17 protein-coding genes are annotated in these 19,547 nt (G+C 39.2%); 3 read left to right on the top strand and 14 right to left on the bottom strand.

Features of this window, described 5'->3' with window-relative positions; all coding sequences use genetic code 11:
• Window positions 1-65 precede the first annotated feature (65 nt).
• From phnX to MKL33_RS12385, 7 genes are all read right to left on the bottom strand, one after another.
• Entirely contained in the window at window positions 66-881 is an 816-nt protein-coding gene (gene phnX, locus MKL33_RS12415) for a phosphonoacetaldehyde hydrolase (RefSeq protein ID WP_270907049.1), read from the bottom strand.
• 27 nt (window positions 882-908) lie between these two features.
• Complete coding sequence (gene phnW / locus MKL33_RS12410) at window positions 909-2,096, bottom strand: 2-aminoethylphosphonate--pyruvate transaminase (RefSeq protein ID WP_270907279.1); 1,188 nt, start codon at window positions 2,094-2,096, stop codon at window positions 909-911.
• Window positions 2,097-2,122: 26 nt separating this feature from the next.
• A complete protein-coding gene (locus MKL33_RS12405; protein ID WP_270907048.1) occupies window positions 2,123-3,277 on the bottom strand; it encodes a TIGR03364 family FAD-dependent oxidoreductase in 1,155 nt (384 codons plus the stop codon).
• Window positions 3,278-3,378: 101 nt separating this feature from the next.
• Window positions 3,379-5,088 (bottom strand): putative 2-aminoethylphosphonate ABC transporter permease subunit, encoded by a 1,710-nt coding sequence (locus tag MKL33_RS12400; protein ID WP_270907047.1) that lies wholly within the window; start codon window positions 5,086-5,088, stop codon window positions 3,379-3,381.
• On the bottom strand, window positions 5,082-6,284 hold the full coding sequence (locus MKL33_RS12395; protein WP_270907046.1) for an ABC transporter ATP-binding protein: 1,203 nt from the start codon (window positions 6,282-6,284) through the stop codon (window positions 5,082-5,084). The genes MKL33_RS12400 and MKL33_RS12395 overlap by 7 nt, the downstream gene beginning before the upstream one ends.
• Window positions 6,285-6,306: 22 nt before the next feature.
• Window positions 6,307-7,344, bottom strand: a complete 1,038-nt coding sequence (locus MKL33_RS12390) for a putative 2-aminoethylphosphonate ABC transporter substrate-binding protein (RefSeq protein WP_270907045.1) — start codon at window positions 7,342-7,344, stop codon at window positions 6,307-6,309.
• Window positions 7,345-7,435: 91 nt separating this feature from the next.
• Window positions 7,436-8,158 (bottom strand): UTRA domain-containing protein, encoded by a 723-nt coding sequence (locus tag MKL33_RS12385; RefSeq protein WP_270907044.1) that lies wholly within the window; start codon window positions 8,156-8,158, stop codon window positions 7,436-7,438.
• 1,234 nt (window positions 8,159-9,392) lie between these two features.
• On the opposite strand from MKL33_RS12385, the gene alr reads away from it, so the two are divergent.
• Window positions 9,393-10,685: an alanine racemase gene (gene alr / locus MKL33_RS12380; protein ID WP_270907043.1), complete on the top strand. Its 1,293-nt coding sequence runs from the start codon at window positions 9,393-9,395 to the stop codon at window positions 10,683-10,685.
• Between the two features lie 149 nt (window positions 10,686-10,834).
• On the opposite strand, the gene pobA is transcribed toward alr, so the two are convergent.
• A complete protein-coding gene (pobA, locus tag MKL33_RS12375; RefSeq protein ID WP_270907042.1) occupies window positions 10,835-12,049 on the bottom strand; it encodes a 4-hydroxybenzoate 3-monooxygenase in 1,215 nt (404 codons plus the stop codon).
• A 141-nt stretch (window positions 12,050-12,190) separates the two neighbouring features.
• On the opposite strand from pobA, the gene pobR reads away from it, so the two are divergent.
• Complete coding sequence (pobR, locus tag MKL33_RS12370) at window positions 12,191-13,006, top strand: IclR family transcriptional regulator PobR (RefSeq protein WP_017385546.1); 816 nt, start codon at window positions 12,191-12,193, stop codon at window positions 13,004-13,006.
• A gap of 56 nt (window positions 13,007-13,062) precedes the next feature.
• Here pobR and MKL33_RS12365 read toward each other — a convergent pair whose 3' ends face one another.
• Window positions 13,063-13,659, bottom strand: a complete 597-nt coding sequence (locus MKL33_RS12365; RefSeq protein ID WP_017385545.1) for an NAD(P)H-dependent oxidoreductase — start codon at window positions 13,657-13,659, stop codon at window positions 13,063-13,065.
• 98 nt (window positions 13,660-13,757) lie between these two features.
• Between MKL33_RS12365 and MKL33_RS12360 the strand changes: the two genes are divergently transcribed.
• Complete coding sequence (locus tag MKL33_RS12360; protein WP_017385544.1) at window positions 13,758-14,669, top strand: LysR family transcriptional regulator; 912 nt, start codon at window positions 13,758-13,760, stop codon at window positions 14,667-14,669.
• 53 nt (window positions 14,670-14,722) lie between these two features.
• On the opposite strand, the gene MKL33_RS12355 is transcribed toward MKL33_RS12360, so the two are convergent.
• From MKL33_RS12355 to MKL33_RS12335, 5 genes are all read right to left on the bottom strand, one after another.
• Complete coding sequence (locus MKL33_RS12355; RefSeq protein ID WP_000064100.1) at window positions 14,723-15,106, bottom strand: carboxymuconolactone decarboxylase family protein; 384 nt, start codon at window positions 15,104-15,106, stop codon at window positions 14,723-14,725.
• On the bottom strand, window positions 15,103-16,560 hold the full coding sequence (locus MKL33_RS12350) for an NAD-dependent succinate-semialdehyde dehydrogenase (RefSeq protein WP_270907041.1): 1,458 nt from the start codon (window positions 16,558-16,560) through the stop codon (window positions 15,103-15,105). The genes MKL33_RS12355 and MKL33_RS12350 overlap by 4 nt, the downstream gene beginning before the upstream one ends.
• Before the next feature lie 138 nt (window positions 16,561-16,698).
• Window positions 16,699-17,868, bottom strand: a complete 1,170-nt coding sequence (locus MKL33_RS12345) for a hypothetical protein (protein ID WP_270907040.1) — start codon at window positions 17,866-17,868, stop codon at window positions 16,699-16,701.
• Between the two features lie 25 nt (window positions 17,869-17,893).
• Window positions 17,894-19,300 (bottom strand): purine-cytosine permease family protein, encoded by a 1,407-nt coding sequence (locus MKL33_RS12340; RefSeq protein ID WP_270907039.1) that lies wholly within the window; start codon window positions 19,298-19,300, stop codon window positions 17,894-17,896.
• Window positions 19,301-19,338: 38 nt separating this feature from the next.
• On the bottom strand, window positions 19,339-19,482 hold the full coding sequence (locus MKL33_RS12335) for a hypothetical protein (protein ID WP_017385540.1): 144 nt from the start codon (window positions 19,480-19,482) through the stop codon (window positions 19,339-19,341).
• Window positions 19,483-19,547: the final 65 nt, after the last annotated feature.

Raw genomic sequence — 19,547 nt, 5'->3', positions numbered from 1 at the left:
AATTTTTTAGGTAAGCTTAGCTCTCAAGGGAGCTAAGCTTAAAAATATATTGACCTAAACTTTATTTAAGGTCGTTCACCCTGTCCCAAACGGCGTTCAATATCATCGAGTACATTTGGTAAGTCAGCCACACTATCAATCACATAGTGAGCGCCCGACGCATTCATTTTTTGGTATGCCTTATCTTTTAGAATAATCTGTTCATCGGCCGATAGCGAACTCCACTCTTCATAGCTTAAACCGACTTCATTACCACTAATCGCAAGTCCTACTGTCCAGCATCCCGCATTTAAACCTTCGTCAATTCCCACCACAGTATCATCTACTTTTACAACGGTTTTGATATCGGATACGTCGAGTTGAATTAAGTTCTTCCATAGCATTTCAGGATATGGACGACCATATTTCACATCACTGGCAGTAACAATACAGTCCGGTCGATAACCCTGATCGGCAGCATCTTTGACCAAACGACCAATCATCATGGATGCATAACCCGTGTTACTGCCGATTTTTGCACCACGCTTTTTAATATTTTCAAACGTTTCCAATGCTCCCGGAATTAAAGCAGAACATGTTGGAATAGAATTTAACTGATACGGAATAAAGTCTTTATATAAACGGTCAATATCTGCTTCAGTTGCAGCTTGCCCATATACTTCCTGCCATGCAGCTGCGACACGCGGCATTTTTAAAACGGCAGCAATATGGTCACGTTTTTCTAAACCCATTGGCGCACGCGCTTCTTCAACCGTAATTTCAATTTTATTGTCTTTAAATAAAGCCATAAAAGCCAAAATTGGTGCACGTGAGCCAAAATCTACAGTTGTGCCAGCCCAGTCAAAAACTACAGCCTGAATTTGTGTATTGTTGGTTGTCATGATGTATTCCCTTTAATTTAATAAAAATTATGCTGTTACAGCTTGATTGAGATGGCTTTCGCAGTAGCTCGCAATCGCAGCAAGAAGTCCTTCAATGTCATGAATATAAACTTCGCCAATATTGCCAATACGGAAACAGTTAAGGTCAGTGACTTTGCCCGGATAAATTACATAACCTGATTTTTTCAACGTTTCATAAAATGACTGGAAGCTAAATGCTTCGGCTGTTGGGTAAAGGAATGTGGTAATGATGGGCGATTGTGGGCACTCTTTACCGAGCACCAATTCAAAGCCAAGTTGTTGCATACCTTTAGATAAGGTTTGTTGATTTTGTAAATAACGTTGATAACGTGCAGCAACACCGCCTTCTGCCTCAAGCTCAAGCAATGCTTGATAAAATGCACGTACCACATGGGTTGGCGAAGTAAAACGCCATTTACCGTTATGCTGCTCCATCGTGTTCCACTGGTCATACAAATCGAGGCTAACTGAACGAGCTAAACCTTTACATGCCTCTAGGCAATCACGCTTCGCCAAAATAAAACCAAAACCCGGAACACCTTGAATACATTTATTTGCACTTGAAATCAGGAAATCAATTTCCAGCTCAGCCATATCCATGGGCACACCACCAAATGAACTCATGGCATCTACAATCCAGATTTTTCCTGCTGCTTTAACTAAACGACCAATGTCTTGAATCGGGTTTAAAATACCTGTGGTGGTTTCACAGTGCACACATGCAACGTGGCTAATGGTTTTATCTTTTAAAACACGCTCAATCTCTTGTAAATCTGGTGACTGGGTTTCTAAATAGTTCAATTCTACAACTTCAATATTTAGACAACGCGCCATTTGCACCATACGTGCACCGTATGCGCCGTTATTAATGATCAAGATTTTGCCATCACGTGGAATAGCTGACCCAAGCACAGACTCCACAGCAAAACTTCCACTGCCTTGCATTAACACAGCCGTATATTTTTCAGGTTGACTGGTTGCCAAGTTGACTAGACGAGAGCGGATATCTTGTACCAGCGAGTTGTATTCTTGGTCCCAAGTACACCAATCTTTTTGCATGGCACGGCGTACTGTTGCCGATGTTGATAATGGTCCTGGAGTAAGAAGCAAATACTTGTTCTCTAAATCCATATCGAGTTGGGGTTGCATGTTCATAATGTTACTCATTTCTTTCGCGTTCATTTCAATATACACCAATCTGGTTTAAACCAGATTACAAACTAGTAAATATTTTGTTCTAATATTTCTTTCATAAAGCCAGCCCCTGTAGTCATGCCCTTACCCGCAATCGCACTCACCAGAAAGATATTTTTTTCGGCTTCAGTGACACAGGCCAACTCATGTTCATGAGTCAGGTAATAACCATTCCAACGTTTTTGAATTGGAGGTAAAGTCAGCCCTAGTTTTTCGTGGCAGTACGTTTGAATAAACTCATTAATCCCTTCACGCTGCTCGAACTGAGGCGCTTCATTAATCGGATGGTATTCGTGACTATCGCCCACGATCAGTTCACCAAATTCATTTTGTTTAATCAGAATATGAATACCGAATTCTTTAATGAAACCCTGTTGTGATGCTTTAACTAGCTCGGCATGACTTGGGCAAATTTCAAAAGCCGGATAACGTGAAATAGATAAGCCTGAATAAAGAGAAGCATTTAAGTTTTGGTGAAACCGTTGTGTCAGAGCCATTTGTAGGCCACAACGTTTCAGATTTAAACTTTGTAAGAGATCTGGATATAAAATATCGATCACTTCACCGTGACAGATCAAAACTTTATTTGCCCGATATGCCTCGCCACTTGCCAAACGAACCTGACAAATTTCATGTTGATATTGGGTTTGAACGACACAAGCATTGGTATAAATCTTTACGCCTTTTCTTTCGGCATATGCCAATAGTCGCTGCCCAACCACATGCGGTTCGACCGAATAATCTTCCTCAAAAACCAAGCCGCCTTGAAACTGCTGCTCGGGGTTCAAATAGGAAAATTGGGTGACCAGCTCATCATGACTTCGTAAATGCACAGGTATTTGGTAATTATTTGCACGCTCGGCAAACTCATTTAAAACCTGCCATTCAAGTGCAGTGTTTGCGAGATAAACACCTTGGCGTTGAGCAAATGAAATATCGGCTTCAGCCTGAATGCGTTGATAAAAAGAACGCGTTTCAAGAGCGTACTTTCGCCACTGTTGCTCTGGATGGGTTAAGGTCGAAGTTCCGACCATGCCAAAATTACGGCGAGTTGCGCCCACAGGCTTGGCATTTTTCTCGAAGATACAAACTTTTAAGCCTTGTTCTTGTGCCTGTATGGCAGCGGATAGACCTAAAATACCGGCTCCGACAACAATTAAATCAAACTGTGCGTTATTCATAAGACTTCCAATTTGCGAAATTTAGGATGAATAAACCCTTGCCTTGTTGAACAAAGCGTTTCGTTTCAGTCGGTTAAATAAAAATTGTGTTTAGCTAAAACTTAGTGAGCGCTTTCACGCCATTGCTGACTTCTTGCCATAATTTTTCGGGTAAATAACCAGTGAATGAGTTTTACAACACATGAGGTGGTTAAAATTAGAATGCTCATGGCAACAGCAGCAACCGTGTCTCCCGCATCATCCATATTTAAAACAGCTACCGCAGCTAAACTGGTGTCTGGTGAATAGAGGAAAATCGCAGCCGACACAGTGGTCATGGCATTCACAAAAACATAGACCGATACATCGCATAGCGCAGGAAAACACATTGGCAAATAGACTTTCCAAAAGGTTTTCCACTTCGATGTTCCCAGAGTTTCCGCCGCCTGATCGAGCTGTAAAGGAATTTGTTTAATGGCATTGCTTAAAGTCAGATGTGGCACGGTGTAATAATGCACAATGGTTGAAATCACCAAAATGGTCATGGTTCCATACAGCACATTTAACGGATTACTTTGCTGGTTAAAAAATAAAATATAAGCAATACCTAGCACCAACCCTGGCACGGCAAGAGGTAATAAAACCAAAGCTTGCACATAGTTTTTAATGAATGGATGTGTCTTAAAACGTTCGGTTAATAGTGCCACCATAAAAATCAGTGCTGTTCCAAAAACCGTACTAAAGAGTGCCATGCGAACCGAGTTAAAGTACGCGGCCCAACCGCCGCCATCGACATATTCAAAACTGTAATGTGCTAAGGTCAAAGACAAATCATAAGGCCAAGACTGAATGAATGAAGCCAGCACTGCCGTAAAGATAATCAGTAAAATCGCACCTGAAACTAAACCACAAAATAAGCCCAGAACGACTTCGAGTTTTTTATTCGATGCTGAAACATAAGGTTTAGCCTGAAAAGCTTGAAATCGTGCATGGCGTTTGGTTTGAATACGATCGAAAATGAATACAAAAACTGCTGGTAACAACAATAAGATGGAAATCACTGCACCCATGCTCATATTTTGCTGACCAATAATCTGTTTATAGACATCAAGTGCCATCATGTTAAATGAACCGCCAATGACTTTTGGAATCCCAAAATCGGTCAGTACATAAATAAAAGCCACCAGACTTGCGCTGATGAGTCCATAACGAATTGCAGGTAATGTGACGTGATAATGCGTCTTCCAGATATTTTTGCCGAGCGACAAAGATGCCTCAATTAAACGCTGATCGACACTGCGAAAAGACACCATCATCAACATCAAAATTGCTGGAAATAGCCAAAAGCAATAACTGATTAAAATACCGATTGGACCATAAATTTGTATATCGCCCAGTAAAGGTTTAAACACACCTTGCTTACCAAACAAATAAACCAATGCCAAAGACGGTAAAAGTGATGGCGCTAAAATGGGTAAAAAAGCGACCAGTTTAAAGAAGCCTTTACCTTTTATATTTACATTGGTGAGTGCAAAAGCATAAATACTGGCAAAAAATACTGTAATGACAGTAGCAGCACAAGAAACCCACAGCGAGTTAAATACAGAGCTGAGTAAAGCTGGGCTTGCAAAATAGTTATAAAAATTTTCAAGGCCAACAAAATTTTGATTTTCATCAAAAAATGCGGTTTCAAACAGCATCATTAAAGGAGCAATAATTGCTAAAGTCAAAGCGATTGCGACGGCAGCTAAAGCAATATTTGATCTTAATGAATATTCAGTTTTTCGACGCGGCTGTGTTTTTAAAACCGCTGAAGCAGCTTCATTTAACATAGTGCATACCCTTGTTCGTCAAAGACATGAATGAGCTGATTAGGTACTTTTATAAACATGAGTTCTTGCAAGGACTTGAACTTGGTATTTTCAATTTCAATTTGCAAGAGGTGTTTTGCCTGCTCAATTCCATCGATATGAATAGTGCAAAACAAACGGCGTTTGGCGCCTAAAAATTCAGTGCTTAATACTTTAACTGGCAAATACAAAGACTCTTTATCACTGCCAAAATCATTAACCAACTCGACAGCTTCGGGTCTAAAACCAATACTGTAATTTTCCCCTGCTTTAAGTTTTTGTTGCTCCAAATTTAGAGGAATAAAACCTAGAACCTCGAGCTGATTAACTATCGAACACGTGGCTTTTAAAAAGTTCATGGTGCCAATAAACTTGGCAACGAATTGGGTTTGTGGCTTGTAATAAATATTGTGCGGCGTATCAATTTGCTCAATGACGCCATGATTCATCACCACAACACGGTCAGAAATGCTTAATGCTTCTTCTTGGTCATGTGTGACCATAATGGTTGGCAAATTAAGATGTGATTGAATTGAACGAATCTTTTGCCTTAGGTTTAGGCGTACCTGAGCATCGAGAGCAGACAAGGGTTCATCTAACAGTAAAATATCTGGATTCGGCGCAATTGCTCGAGCAAGCGCAACACGTTGCTGCTGCCCGCCTGACAATTGATTTGGATATTTTTTAGCAATATCGGGTAATTCAATTAGTTCCAATAACTGTTGAACCCTTTGACTACACTGTGTCTTATCCCACTTTCTTTTATCTAAGCCGAAAGCAATATTTTCTTCAACGTTTAAGTTTGGAAATAACGCATAGTTCTGAAACACAATTCCACAGTGACGCTTTTCAGCACTCAACAACGTAATGTCTGCGCCCTTTTTTATAACCTTTCCATAATCAGGTTTTTCTAGACCCGCAATTATGCGTAGCAATGTGGTTTTACCGCATCCAGAAGGTCCCAAAAAGCTCACGAACTCGCCTGCTTTAAGGTCTAAATTAATATGCGTTAGGGCCTGAAAGTGTTGGAACTTTTTTTGGATATCCACCACTTCTAAAACCGACGGACCATGTTCAGGATATTTATAAGTCGTTAATGTCGACAATAAATGCCCTGCTAACTCGCCCTTTGGGTTTTGATCTAGCAGCGATGATTGCAATGACGAAGGAATTTGCATAATGAGGCCCTTATCCAAAAGATCACTTTTCAAAACGCTTTGACCATTCAGCCAAAATACGTTCACGCTGCTCAGCCGCCCAATAAAAATCATTTTTTACGAGCATTTGAGAAAGATTTTTCGGGAAGTCCATAGTGGTATTTTCAATGCCTTTGTAGGCTACCATTGAAAAGTTATGGGCATAGGCTTCATTTGCCGCTTTGCTTACCGACCAATTTATAAATTTTTGTGCGCTACTTAATTTCTTGGTTCCTTTCACAATTGCTGAGGCTTCCATCTCCCAGCCTAAACCTTCAGTTGGATAAACCACTTCTAAAGGTGCACCCTCTGCTTTTAATTTAAAGGCTGGATAACCAAAAGAAACACCAATTGGGATTTCGCCCTGTGCCGCCATCTTGCAAGGTTTTGAGCCTGAATGAGGATATTGGGAAATATTTTTATCCAAAGCCTGCATATAATCCCATGCCTGCTTTTCGCCCCAAATTTGCATCCAAGCCGTGACATCTAAATAGCCTGTGCCACTCGAAGCTGGATTTGGCATCACAATCAGGTTTTTATAAATTGGGTTGGTTAAATCTTTCCAAGTTTTTGGAATAGGTAGCTTACGTTTTTCTAATTCGACTTTATTTACACAGATTGCAGATTCCCATGCATCCATACCCGTCCAAGTCGGTACAGGTTTTTGACTTACAAATTCTGGTTTTAAATTTTGGACGCCTTCAGGTTTGAAAGGCTCAAGCATGTCTTTCTTTTCCATAACTAGTAAGCTGGTTAAAGCCACACCAAAAACCACATCCGCTTGTGGGTTTTTCTGCTCTGCCAAAAGTTTAGCAGTGATCACACCTGTTGAATCACGTACCCATTTTACTTTTAGCTCTGGATAGGCTTTATGTAATTCTTCTTGGTACTGTTTAAGCTGGTCGGCTTCCACTGCCGTATAGACTGTAATTTCTTCTGATTGTTTTGATGTTGCTGATGAACATCCCATTTGAATAGCGACCACTACACCCAAAACTGATGCAGTACCAAGTTTAATTGTCTGTTGAACATACTGTTTCATCTGCAAACCATCGAATGCAATTATTTGATGATCGTATTTCAACAGCTTTATATGACAGTTTAATTAATCTGGTTTAAACCAGATTTTATTTTTATGCTCGCGCTTCGAAATGTAAATCTAAAACATCGTGTAGCCAATATTCTTGGTCAACATCGGTAATCAGGCCCTCTTCATTTCTGTTGCTACGACAAATATATAAACCCAGTGCGCCCACATTGACATGCAGTGCTTTGGCCTGCTGTTCCGATAAAGCTGTTGGATACAGATTAATATCGGCTCTGGTGATATGGCAGTTATATTGATTTGCCATCAGTAAAGTAATCGATTGCTTGAGATCATAAGTTAAAAACTCAGGAAAAAGCTCGGCGTTCACCCGTAAATGCTCAACCAAAACAGGTCGACCATTAATACAACGACGTCGCCAAACCGAATAAATCGGATGCCCTTTTTCAACTTTTAAATGCTTAGCATCCCAAGAAGTAGCCTGAGTCAATTCACTCGAAATCACTTCTGTCGAAGGTTCATAGCCTTGTTCAATCACAAACTGATTAAAGTTTTTGGTCGATTGCGGGTGATAAATAATACGAGGAGAACGAACATACCAACCACGGCGGTCTAAGCGATAAATCAGACCATCAGTTTCCAAAGCCAGCAAAGCTTCACGTGCAGCAACACGAGTGGTTTGGAATTGTTCAGAAAGCACTCTTTCTGATGGGAGTTTTGCGTGGGCTTCTAATACGCCAGATTCAATATCGTGGGCAATTGCATCGCGGATAGGAATATATTTAGGTATGCGAGCTTGGTCCTGTTCCATACAAACTTAAAATTTATAAATAAAGAAATTAATAGCAATATACTGAAAAAATGTGACAAAAGCTTTTATTAATGCTGATCTTTTAAGCAAAATGCGTCCTATTCCCTGCTTTTTTCCAATTCATTTTTTCATAAAAAATGGTGGGTGTACCAATGGCTTCGAAAAACCTTCCTTAGCTCATTTGTTCATCAAGAAAATCGGCATGGCATAGCCATTACATCATATTTAATTAGACACTTTTTAAGATAAAAATTCATATTCTGTACGGACTCTTACACAGGAATTGATGGTTTGCACTAAAAATCAATATCAGCCCTCCTATATTACATTCTTGTAGAATTAGAATAATATGATCAAGAAAAACCCAAACCATCCTAAGCAATAAAAAAACACACTCATCATCTTATATTTATAAAGTCTTAATACAAAATTATTCATTTAATAAAAACTAAAATATTAAGAAAATCACTTAACTTAAAAACAAACATAAAATTTTAATTTAACTAAAATCTTAAACAATAAATCAAATTAAAAAAAGAATATAAGATATACCAGTTCATTTATTGCACAAAACCAAGACCAAACACCTATGATTAAATAACATCCAATTATTCAATCAATCTAATTAATATTTTATTTATAAAATTTAAATTAACTTATTAAAAACTATTAAATATGACGTTAGATGCTTAAAAATTGACTAAAAATAATCCACAACTTCTAAACAGCTTTGACAAAAACAAATAAACCAATGAAAAATATAGTTATTTCATTTTTTTCATTCTGTTGAATAAAATTACGGATATTTATTTCCCCAATTTTTTATATTTTACCAACTGATAAAAATATAATCTAATATATTTAAAAAATAAAAAAATCTTTTGCAATAATAAAGTTAATTATTTACCAAATGTTATATTTTAAAAAAATTTATTAAAAACAGCACCAATAAATAGATTAAAAAAATAACATTCAAAAAATTATAATAATTTTTCTTCTTGTTTTTTATGAATGTATATTTAGATTTAATTAAGATTAATTGAAATTAGATTTGTATTTTTTCAATTTAGTTTAAGCAAATTAAATTTTACTTAATAGCGACTATAATATTTTAAGGAGAAAGTATTATTACGACCAAATCGTGTGACATTTTAAATCAATTATATTTCTGTACTTAACCATAAAAATCCACCCAGCGTTAAATCATATTCAGCCAGGAAAGATTAAAAAGCTCATGAAACTTAAAACAAAATTTTCTCATCTCGCTTATAGCTGTGCATTAATATTATTCGGTTCGGTGCAATTTGCTCATGCAGCTCCCTTACTTACTCCCCATGTTACAAATGAAGTAAGCCCTGCTCCTACAGCAAATGCATGGATTGAAATTGATACTCAAGCTTTTGAAGATAATATTAAAAGGACAAATCAGTTACTTAATGGCAAAACACAACTTTGTATAGTCATGAAAGCTAACGCATACGGCCATAGTATTGATCTACTTATGCCAAGTGTTATGAAGTTAAACGTATCTTGTATTGGCATTACCAGTAATGCTGAAGCGGCGATGGTGCGTAAGCATGGCTATAAAGGCAAAATTACACGTTTACGTACCGCCACAGATAGTGAAATTATCAATGCACAGGCGTTAAATATTGAAGAGCTTTTAGGTAATTATGACCAAGCTGCTCGTATGTCTAAATGGGCAGAAGCGAACAATACAACTGTTCATTACAGCTTGGCTTTAAATTCAGGCGGTATGGACCGTAATGGTCTTGAAATGGCTACGGCTCTAGGCAAAGAACAAGCTGTGGCGATCACCAAACTTCCACATCTTAAAATTGACGGCATTATGACCCACTATGCTGTAGAAGATGAAAAATTTGTTCGTGAGCGTCTGGCGCAATTTAATGAACAAACCGCATGGTTGATTAAAAAAGCCAAACTTAATCGTAAAGAATTAACATTACATACGGCTAATTCATTTGCTACTGTAAACGTTCCTGAATCACATTTAGATATGGTTCGTGCAGGCGCAATTATATATGGTGATTTTCCTAATCACCCTGAATTTAAAGGTATGATGGCATTTAAAACACAAATTGCCGCAGTGAATAATTACCTGAAAGATTCAACTGTAGGTTATGACCAAACTTATACTTTAAAACGTGACTCTAGACTCGCAAACCTCCCTGTAGGTTATTCGGATGGCTACCGTCGTAGTTTTAGTAATAAAGCTTTTGTATTAATAAATGGACAAAAAGCGCCAGTGGTTGGTCGAGTATCAATGAATACTGTTATGGTTGATGTAACCGATATTCCAGAGGCCAAAGCAGGTGATGAAGTTGTATTATTTGGTCGTCAAGGCAATGCAGAAGTTAAAACGAGTGATTTAACCAGTCTTACAGGCCATATTTTGACAGAAGCCTATATCCCGTGGAGTAACTCTAACCCACAAGTGATTAAACCCCTTCAATCTCAGCAACAAGTGATATTAACCAATAATAAAGTTACGGCAAAGGCCAACTAAACTTTAGGTGAATTGATAGGTAGCCCTATATTCCAAAAAGTATTGGGGCTACTTTTAGCCGAATCACATCTTTTAAGCGATCTTATTCCATCCAGTTTTTATATAAAAAAAAGGACATTTGCATGCCCTTTTTATTTTTTACTTAGTCTTTAGCTTGCGTGCTTGAAACTATGAATTTGCTTAATCTCATAAGGCAAACCGACATAGTTTTCGGCCAATGTGGTTTTACCTGCAATCGAGCCAAGCACATAACTTAACTCGGCTTGTTTAATCTTGTGATCAAACTCGCTCTCAGTTTCAAAACGATGCAATAAATGAGTCATCCACCAAGAAAAACGCTCAGCTTTCCATACACGTTGTAGGCATTTTTCTGAGTATTCATTTATACCTTGCTCGGAACCTTCGACATAATATTCAACTAGCGCACTTGATAAATAAGCAATATCAGAAGCCGCGAGATTGAGGCCTTTTGCTCCTGTCGGTGGAACAATATGCGCAGCATCGCCAGCTAAAAATAGTTTTCCGAAACGCATTGGTTCTGTCACAAAGCTGCGTAACGGCGCGATACTTTTTTCAATAGAAGGTCCTGTGACTAGCTTTTCACGGCTTTCAGGATCTAGGCGGTTTTTTAACTCATCCCAGAACTTTTCATCCGACCAATCTTCTACGTGGTCTGTTAAAGGCACTTGTAAATAATAACGGCTACGCGTTTCTGAACGCATACTACATAAAGCAAACCCACGCTCTGACTGTACGTAAATCAGTTCATCGGCTACAGGTGGCACATCGGCCAATACCCCTAACCAGCCAAACGGATAAACTTTTTCAAAGGTCTTAATTTTATCTTCTGGCACGCTAGCACGGCAGACACCATGGTAGCCATCACACCCTGCTATAAAGTCACATTGAATTTGAAAAGCTTTACCTTGATACTCAAACTCAACTTTTGGTGCAGTGTAAAAATCTTTTACTTGTACATTTTGAGCTTCATAAAATGAAGTGAGCTGCTCTGTTTCACGCGCAGTCATTAAATCTTTGGTGACTTCGGTCTGACCGTATACGGTTACTTGTTTGCCACCCGTGAGTGCTGCCAAATCAACGCGATGCAATTCACCATTGGTTAAGATTTCAATGCCCGAATGCGGTAATCCTTTGTCTTTTAAGTTTTGGTCAACGCCTGCTTGTTTCAGTAAGTCGACTGAAACTTGCTCTAAAATTCCTGCACGAATCCGTGAAGCCACATATTCAGCACTACGTTGCTCAACAATAATATGGTCGATGCCAGCTTTATATAGAAGTTGCCCAAGCAATAAACCAGCTGGTCCAGATCCAATAATTGCAACCTGTGTCTTTAAAATATCCATAACTTCATCCTTGTTTCATCCTGACTTTTAAATTACTGGCTTTAAGTTTTGTGCACTATGTATCCAAGACGAAAATAACCGTTTATCATTGAGTTTGTCCGAATAGCGGACAGAAACAACCAAAATAACAGGAATAAAAGGATGCCTTCTCTCGATGCTTTTTTAGAGCACCCAAACTCGCATGAGAAAATTCGTCAAGAAGACTACATTGCAGGCTTAGCAAAAGGCTTGGCTTTACTGGAAGCTTTTGGAACAGATCGCCAGCGACTTAATGTCACTCAAGTGGCTGAGCGAACCGGTATTAGCCGTACAGCGGCAAGGCGTTATCTAAAAACTTTAAAATACTTAGGCTATTTAGAAACCGATGAACATTACTTTTGGCTCACTCATCGCGTGCTGCGCTTTTCAAGTTCTTATTTAAGCTCTGCCCACCTGCCTAAAGTTGCTCAATCATTTCTAAATCTTTTGTGCGCGCAGACGTCTCTGACTTTCTCAATTGTGGTGCTAGACGATAACGAAGTGGTGCCAATTGCGCGTAGCTATTTACCACAGCAAGATAATTTACGTGTAAGCCCGTATGGTATGCATTTAGGGAATCGACTCCCTGCCCATGCCACGTCTACAGGTAAAGTATTGCTGGCAGCACTGCCCGAAGAAGCCCAGCATACGTGGGTAAAAAATTATGGTTTAAAGCGCTTAACCCCGTTTACCATTGTAGATGAGTCAAAGTTTTTTGAAGTGCTTAAGGGTATTTCATTATCGGATTATTGTCTTTCTAAAGAAGAACATGAGCTTGGCGTGATTGCGATTGCAGTGCCCGTTTTTAACGCACAAGGTCAAGCCATAGCAGCGCTTAACTGCATGTCTCAAACCAACCGTGTACAAGAAGATTATTTGGTTCAGCAAATTTTGCCATTGCTGCGCAATACAGCTAATGAACTTAGAAATGTAATTTAAATAGATTCAGAAACTCTTGTGATCAATTAGAGGTACAAGAGTTTCAAATCATGATTTTAAATGGCGAATTCTTTAACTTGCTGGCTTGCCAGAACTAATGAATTGTTACGATAAGCTTGCATGTCTAAGCCCTCTGCATAGACGAAATCGACGTCATGAATGCCCATTAGCCCTAACACAGCTTTGAGATAAGGCGTGACTGCCTCAGTTTCTTGGCCAACATGGATACCGCCCCGACTACTTACCACCACCGCTTTTACCCCTTCAACCAAGCCTTGAGGGTAAGTTTCGGTGTAGCGGAATGTTTGTCTTGCGCGTGCCACCAAGTCAAACCAGTTTTTGAGTTGAGTCGGAACATTTAAGTTGTACATGGGTGCGCCAATAATTAGTAAATCAGCACTTTTTAATTCAGCAATTAATTCGTCCGACAAAACAACAATTTGCTGAATGTCTTGATTTACATTTTCAGCCCCACGCAGCGCCTGAAAAATTTCTAAATCTAATACAGGTAGGTTCATTTCAGCCAAATTGCGTATGGTGATGTCATCTTGCAAACCTTGGTCTTTACGGTGTTCAAGCATGATATCGATTAGGCGATTGGTTTGTGAACCCTCACCCATAATGCTGGATTTTAATACCAATATTTTAGCCATGACCATCTCCACATTTTTGATGAAACCATATTAACTCCACAATAAATTCAACAGTGGTGATATTATTTCTTAATATTGGTTCCATTTAGGCAACAATAATGCAACATGAACTAAGTGCAATATCTATATTTGTGACTGTGGTTGAAGCTGGAAGTTTTGTAAAAGCTGCCGAGCAATTGCATTTAACTCGCTCAGCCATTAGTAAAAATATTGCTCGGCTTGAAGAACAGCTTGGCGTTGCTTTATTTAAAAGAACAACACGTTCACTCAGCATGACTGACGAAGGTGCTTTATTTTATGAGCATAGCCGCCGAGCGTTAAGTGAAATACAAAATGCGGCAGCTTTATTAGACCAAAGGAAAATTAATGCAACAGGCCGGTTAAGAATGTCTGTGCCAGTGCTGTTCGGGCAACTCTTTGCTGCCCCGCTCATGGTTAAATTTGCTCAGCAGCATGCGGACTTACAGCTAGAAATTTCATTTAATGATCGAACTGTAGATTTGGTCGAAGAAGGTTTTGATTTATGCATCCGAATTGGTTCACTACCTGACACCACTCAGCTCGTTGCCAAACCGATTGGTGAACATCGAATGCTACTTTGTGCCTCACCTGACTATTTAAATGAAGCAGGTCCTCTAGAAAATATTGAAGATTTAGACCAGCACGCCACGATTGCCGATCCGCATTTTGGTCAAATGCAAAAATGGCGACTTCAAAAGGAAAATGCAGAACCTTTATTTATAAAACCTAAAGCAAAACTTCTTTTAAATGACTTACAAGCCATTAAAAATGCAGCGCTTGCTGGAGCTGGTATCGCTTGGCTACCCGACTGGCTCATTCAAAATGAATTACAGGAAGGTAAGCTCGTACAAGTGTTAGAAACCATGTCGAGCATTGCTTTTCCGATTCATTTGGTATGGCCTACGCTGCCTTTTATGCCACTCAAAACCCGTCTTGCAATTGATTATTTGGCGCAGCATTTACCCCCTGAGCTGAACAAACAAGCTTAAAAAAAAGCCTCGTCCACTTGAACAAGGCCTTTTTTAATATTCAAAGCTAATGTTTATTGCTCAGATTCAAATTCTTTAATTGCCTCTTTAGCAATACGAAAGCTATCTACAGCAGCAGGTACGCCACAGTAAATTGCAACCTGCAAAAGCACTTCACGAATTTTCTCTTTAGGTACGCCATTTCGAAGTGCACCTTTAACATGTAGTTTTAGTTCATGTGGACGATTTAAAGCTGAAATCATTGCCAAGTTAATTAAGCTACGCTCAGGTTTACTTAATTCTTCACGCCCCCAAACAGCTCCCCAGCAATATTCAGTGACTAATTCTTGAAGAGGAAGATTAAACTCATCGGCATTGTTGATTGAATTATTTACATATTCTTCACCAAGAACTTGTTTACGGATTGCTAAACCCTTTTCAAATTTTTCATTACTCATATATTCAATCCTCCAAACAAGGTGTATTTAATTTCCAGATAATCTTCAATACCGTATTTAGAACCTTCACGCCCTAAACCAGACTGTTTAATTCCACCAAACGGTGCAACTTCATTTGAAATAAGGCCTTTATTAATTCCGACCATGCCATATTCAAGCTGTTCACTCATTCGCCAAGCACGGCCTAAATCTTTGGTATAACAATATGCAGCTAAACCAAATTCAGTTGCGTTTGCCATTTCTACCGCTTGTTGCTCGGTTTCAAATTTAAATACGGCTGCCAGTGGACCAAACGTTTCTTGAGTTGCCACATCCATATCAGCGGTAACATCTGCAATCAGTGTCGGTTCAAAAAACAATTCACCCGCTTTATGCTTTTTACCACCAACCACAAGACGACCATTTTTATCTAATGCATCTTGAATATGAGCTTCAACTTTTTTCACCGCATTGGCATTAATTAATGGCCCAATGTCATGCCCTGCTTCTAATCCATTACCAATATTAAAGTTTTGAATTTTTTGGCTTAAGGCAGCAATAAATTTTTCATAAATGCCTGCCTGCACTAAAAATCGATTGACGCAGACACAGGTTTGCCCTGCATTTCTAAATTTAGCAATGAGTGCTCCCTCAATTGCTGCATCTAAATCGGCATCATCAAATACAATAAACGGCGCATTGCCACCCAACTCTAAGGAAACTTTTTTTAAGGTTTTTGCTGAACGCTCAAGCAGCATTTTGCCGACTGGTGTTGACCCAGTAAAAGTAAACTTGCGTACGACATCACTTTCAAAAATCGCATCGCCAATATGAGCTGCATCGCCTGTAATCACACTAAAGATTTCAGCAGGCACACCCGATTGCACAGCTAAGTCCACTAAAGCCAAAGCAGTAAAAGGTGTTTCAGGTGCCGGTTTTACAATACAAGGACAACCCGCCGCCAAGGCTGGAGCAACCTTACGCGTAATCATGGCAGCCGGAAAATTCCACGGTGTAATGGCTGCAACGACGCCAATAGGCTGTTTATTTACGACAATACGAGCATCGGGATATGGGCTTGGAATAATATCGCCATATATTCGTTTTGCTTCTTCGGCAAACCATTCAATAAAACTGGCAGCATATAAAATTTCACCCTTGGCTTCAGCTAAAGGCTTTCCTTGCTCACTCGTTAAAATAAAAGCCAAGTCATCTGCATTTGAAATGATTAAATCGAACCATTTTTTTAAAATAATTGATCGATCTTTTGCTGTTTTATTTTTCCATAGCGGCCAAGCTTCTTTTGCAGCTTCAATGGCACGTTCAGCTTCAGCTTTGCCCATATTCGGGACAGTACCAATAATCTCTAATGTCGCCGGATTTAAAATTTCGGATGTTTGTTGATGGTCTGCATCGCACCACTTTCCAGCAACAAAAGCTTGCTGACGAAATAAAGCGAGTTCATTAAGCTGCATGATCATTATCCTATTGAGATCTTCTGCATTGATAGTGGAGCGATACATAAATTAAATAGCTCACCATCAACTTTGTATTATGGCATACCAAAAATTAATTTAAAAAAATTTTCGGTATGCCCGAATGTTTAAATGTCTTTAGAAATAATAAAACAGCGTTAAGTTAAGCAACTTATTCCACTGGTTATCATCCCCTTTTGCCAATGAATCTTGAGTTCCCCCAATGAATGGGTCATTTTTACTCATGATGTATTCAGCCACCAACGATAGCTGTTTATGGTCAATAGACACACCAATAATATTACGGACCGAATCTTTCATATTGTCCTGATCTTTGTCGTACTGACTGTACATAAAGTACGGCGTAATGTTTCCGATCTGCTTAACATTTTTGAAAGAGTAGCCCACATCTGCCGTATAGAACGTTCCTTTGTTAGCTACATAATATTCACTGTCGTAGGACCCCATGAGTGACTGATTAGGATTGAGCTGATCCTGATTAGTTACGTCATTTTTACCACCAGTAAGGGTTACATTAAAATTGCCATAATTGGCTTTACCAAAAAGTGCCCATGCATGACGGCGCCCATCACTCGAAGTGGCTTTATTTTCAATATCCGATGTCCAATATGAGCCACCGAGCTGTGTGGTTAATCCATTAATTCCAAGATTTATATCTTGAGTCACTCGGCCTACCCACATGTTCTTTTCTTGCAAATCGGTTTTATTCGGATCGTCTGAACTCACATAGTTTGCAGTGTAGCGTCCTGAATCTTGGGTAGAGCCTGTGTAGCTTCCACCATCTACCGCAAAATAACCCACATCAAACTTGGTTGCTGTCGGCAATTCAAAATGATAATTCAAACCAAGATTATGAACATCTTCTAAACCTGCGGTTGTGCTCATACTTCCATATAGGCTATTACCCCAAAAACGTCCCGGTCCAAATGGAATCGGCTGAACACCTGCCACCACCTGATCTGTTTTATTTAATTTGTACCCTACATAACCATCAACCAACGTAGAAAAATCACATAGACGGTCATATTGATAACAACGATATTCCGCGTGACCAAATAACGATCCACGCTCGTAGTCCAGTTTTAACTGCGCAGCATCAAAACGAATTTTTTGATCAGAAACTGATTCTCCATAGTGTTTATCTTGATAATTAGCGCGAACATAGCCTGATACGGTGAGCTTGCCGTATTCACCATCGCTATTTCCAAAACTTACATCTGCGTAACTCGGATAGATTACAGCCATCAATGCTGTGCTTAGAGCCGCTTGTAAATAGCTTTTTTTCATTGTGGGATTCCTTTCACTACAATGCTTATTGAGGTAATTTTGCGTTTAATGCAGGTGCAGAACATTTAATCTTTCCTAGATTAAAGGCGTAATACACCACCAGACTCACCACCAATCCAATCACCCATGAAATATCCGCATCCGGAATTACATCGGCCAGTGCACCTGTGAAAAACGCATTTTTTAAGAATGGAATTTGTACCGCAATCCCAATGAAATAAGCCGTAAGCGCTTTTGCATTAAATTTGCCGTAAATACCACCATCACGTGCAAAGATGGATTGAATGTCATAAGATTTTTTATTCACGACATAGAAATCTAGTAAATTAATAGATACCCATGGCACCAAAATAAATAAGAGCGCAAAAATCACATTCAAGAAGAAACTAATAAAATTACTTGATGCCCAAAGCGCTGTTAAAGTCGCTAGAACTAATACAATGATTGATAACACGACTCGGATATTTCGGCTTGGCATCCACTGCCCTGCAAAAGTCTGAATAGAGGTAATACAGGAAAGAACCGCACCGTAGAGGTTCATGGCATTATGTCCAATGATATTGCATAAGAACAAAATCATAAGAACATAACCAAAAAGACCTGTACCTGACTTTACCGCTTCCATGGCATCCGCCGTTGAGCCAATACTGACCGCAATCGTCCCAAATGCCATCGCAAAAATAGTTCCTAACGATGCGCCTAAATAGGTAAAGATAAATGGCTTATAAATAGCAATCGACTTCGGTAAATATCGTGAATAATCTGAGGTATAAGGTGAGAAACTAATTTGCCATACCGCACACAAACCAAACATGGCAAACCAGCCTTTCATATTGAAAGAGCCTTTGGCAAGTACATCTGCATTAATATGCGGCACCATAATCATGAGCCCGATGAGCAACGAACCACCCATAAACCAAGTTCCAATTTTATTGAACTTATGAATAAAGTGATAACCGATCACGCCAATTGTAGTTGCTGCAATCGCACCAATCACGGTTGCGGTCGGCACAGGAATGGCAGGAACAACGGTATGAAGGGTTTTGCCTGACAAAATAATGTTAGAGATGAAAAAACCTAAATAAATGAGGGTGGTAAACAGTACAACCAGCAATGCCCCATAACGCCCGAACTGTGCGCGGCTCTGAATCATTTGAGGAATGCCGACCTGCGGACCTTGTGCAGAGGTTAAGGCCAGAATCGCTGCACCAAAAAAATGCCCGCAGCAGATCGCAAGTAATGCACTTACAATATTGAGGTTAAAGGTTAAAATTGACATTGCACCCGTAATGACGGCAAGCGGTGCAATATTGGTACAAAACCATAATGTGAATAGATCGCGAACTTTTCCATTACGTTCAGAGGGAGCAACATAATCAATGGAATGACTTTCGATAGCGAAAGCATTATTGCTATTTTCGTTTTGGCTCATATCCTTAATCTCTCTTTGAGGAATTCATTTCCTCAACATCAAAAAATCTGCCCAGCCAAAGTCATGTCGGTATGACTCGGCTTCATCTTTTTATTTCCTGTTACAAACAGCTCATAACTCTGTTTGTGTTGTTTTAGCCAAGAAAAAGGTAAAGCCAGTCCGATCAATACTTGATTAAGCATCGATACATCTAGTTTTACGTTTTCAACTATTTAAAGCTTTAGGCGATTACTGAGTTTGACTGATT

The sequence above is a fragment of the Acinetobacter sp. AOR43_HL genome (genome assembly GCF_027854635.1).
In the GTDB taxonomy this organism is placed as follows: domain Bacteria; phylum Pseudomonadota; class Gammaproteobacteria; order Pseudomonadales; family Moraxellaceae; genus Acinetobacter; species Acinetobacter pittii.
This window is presented reverse-complemented; position numbering and strand designations above follow the sequence as displayed.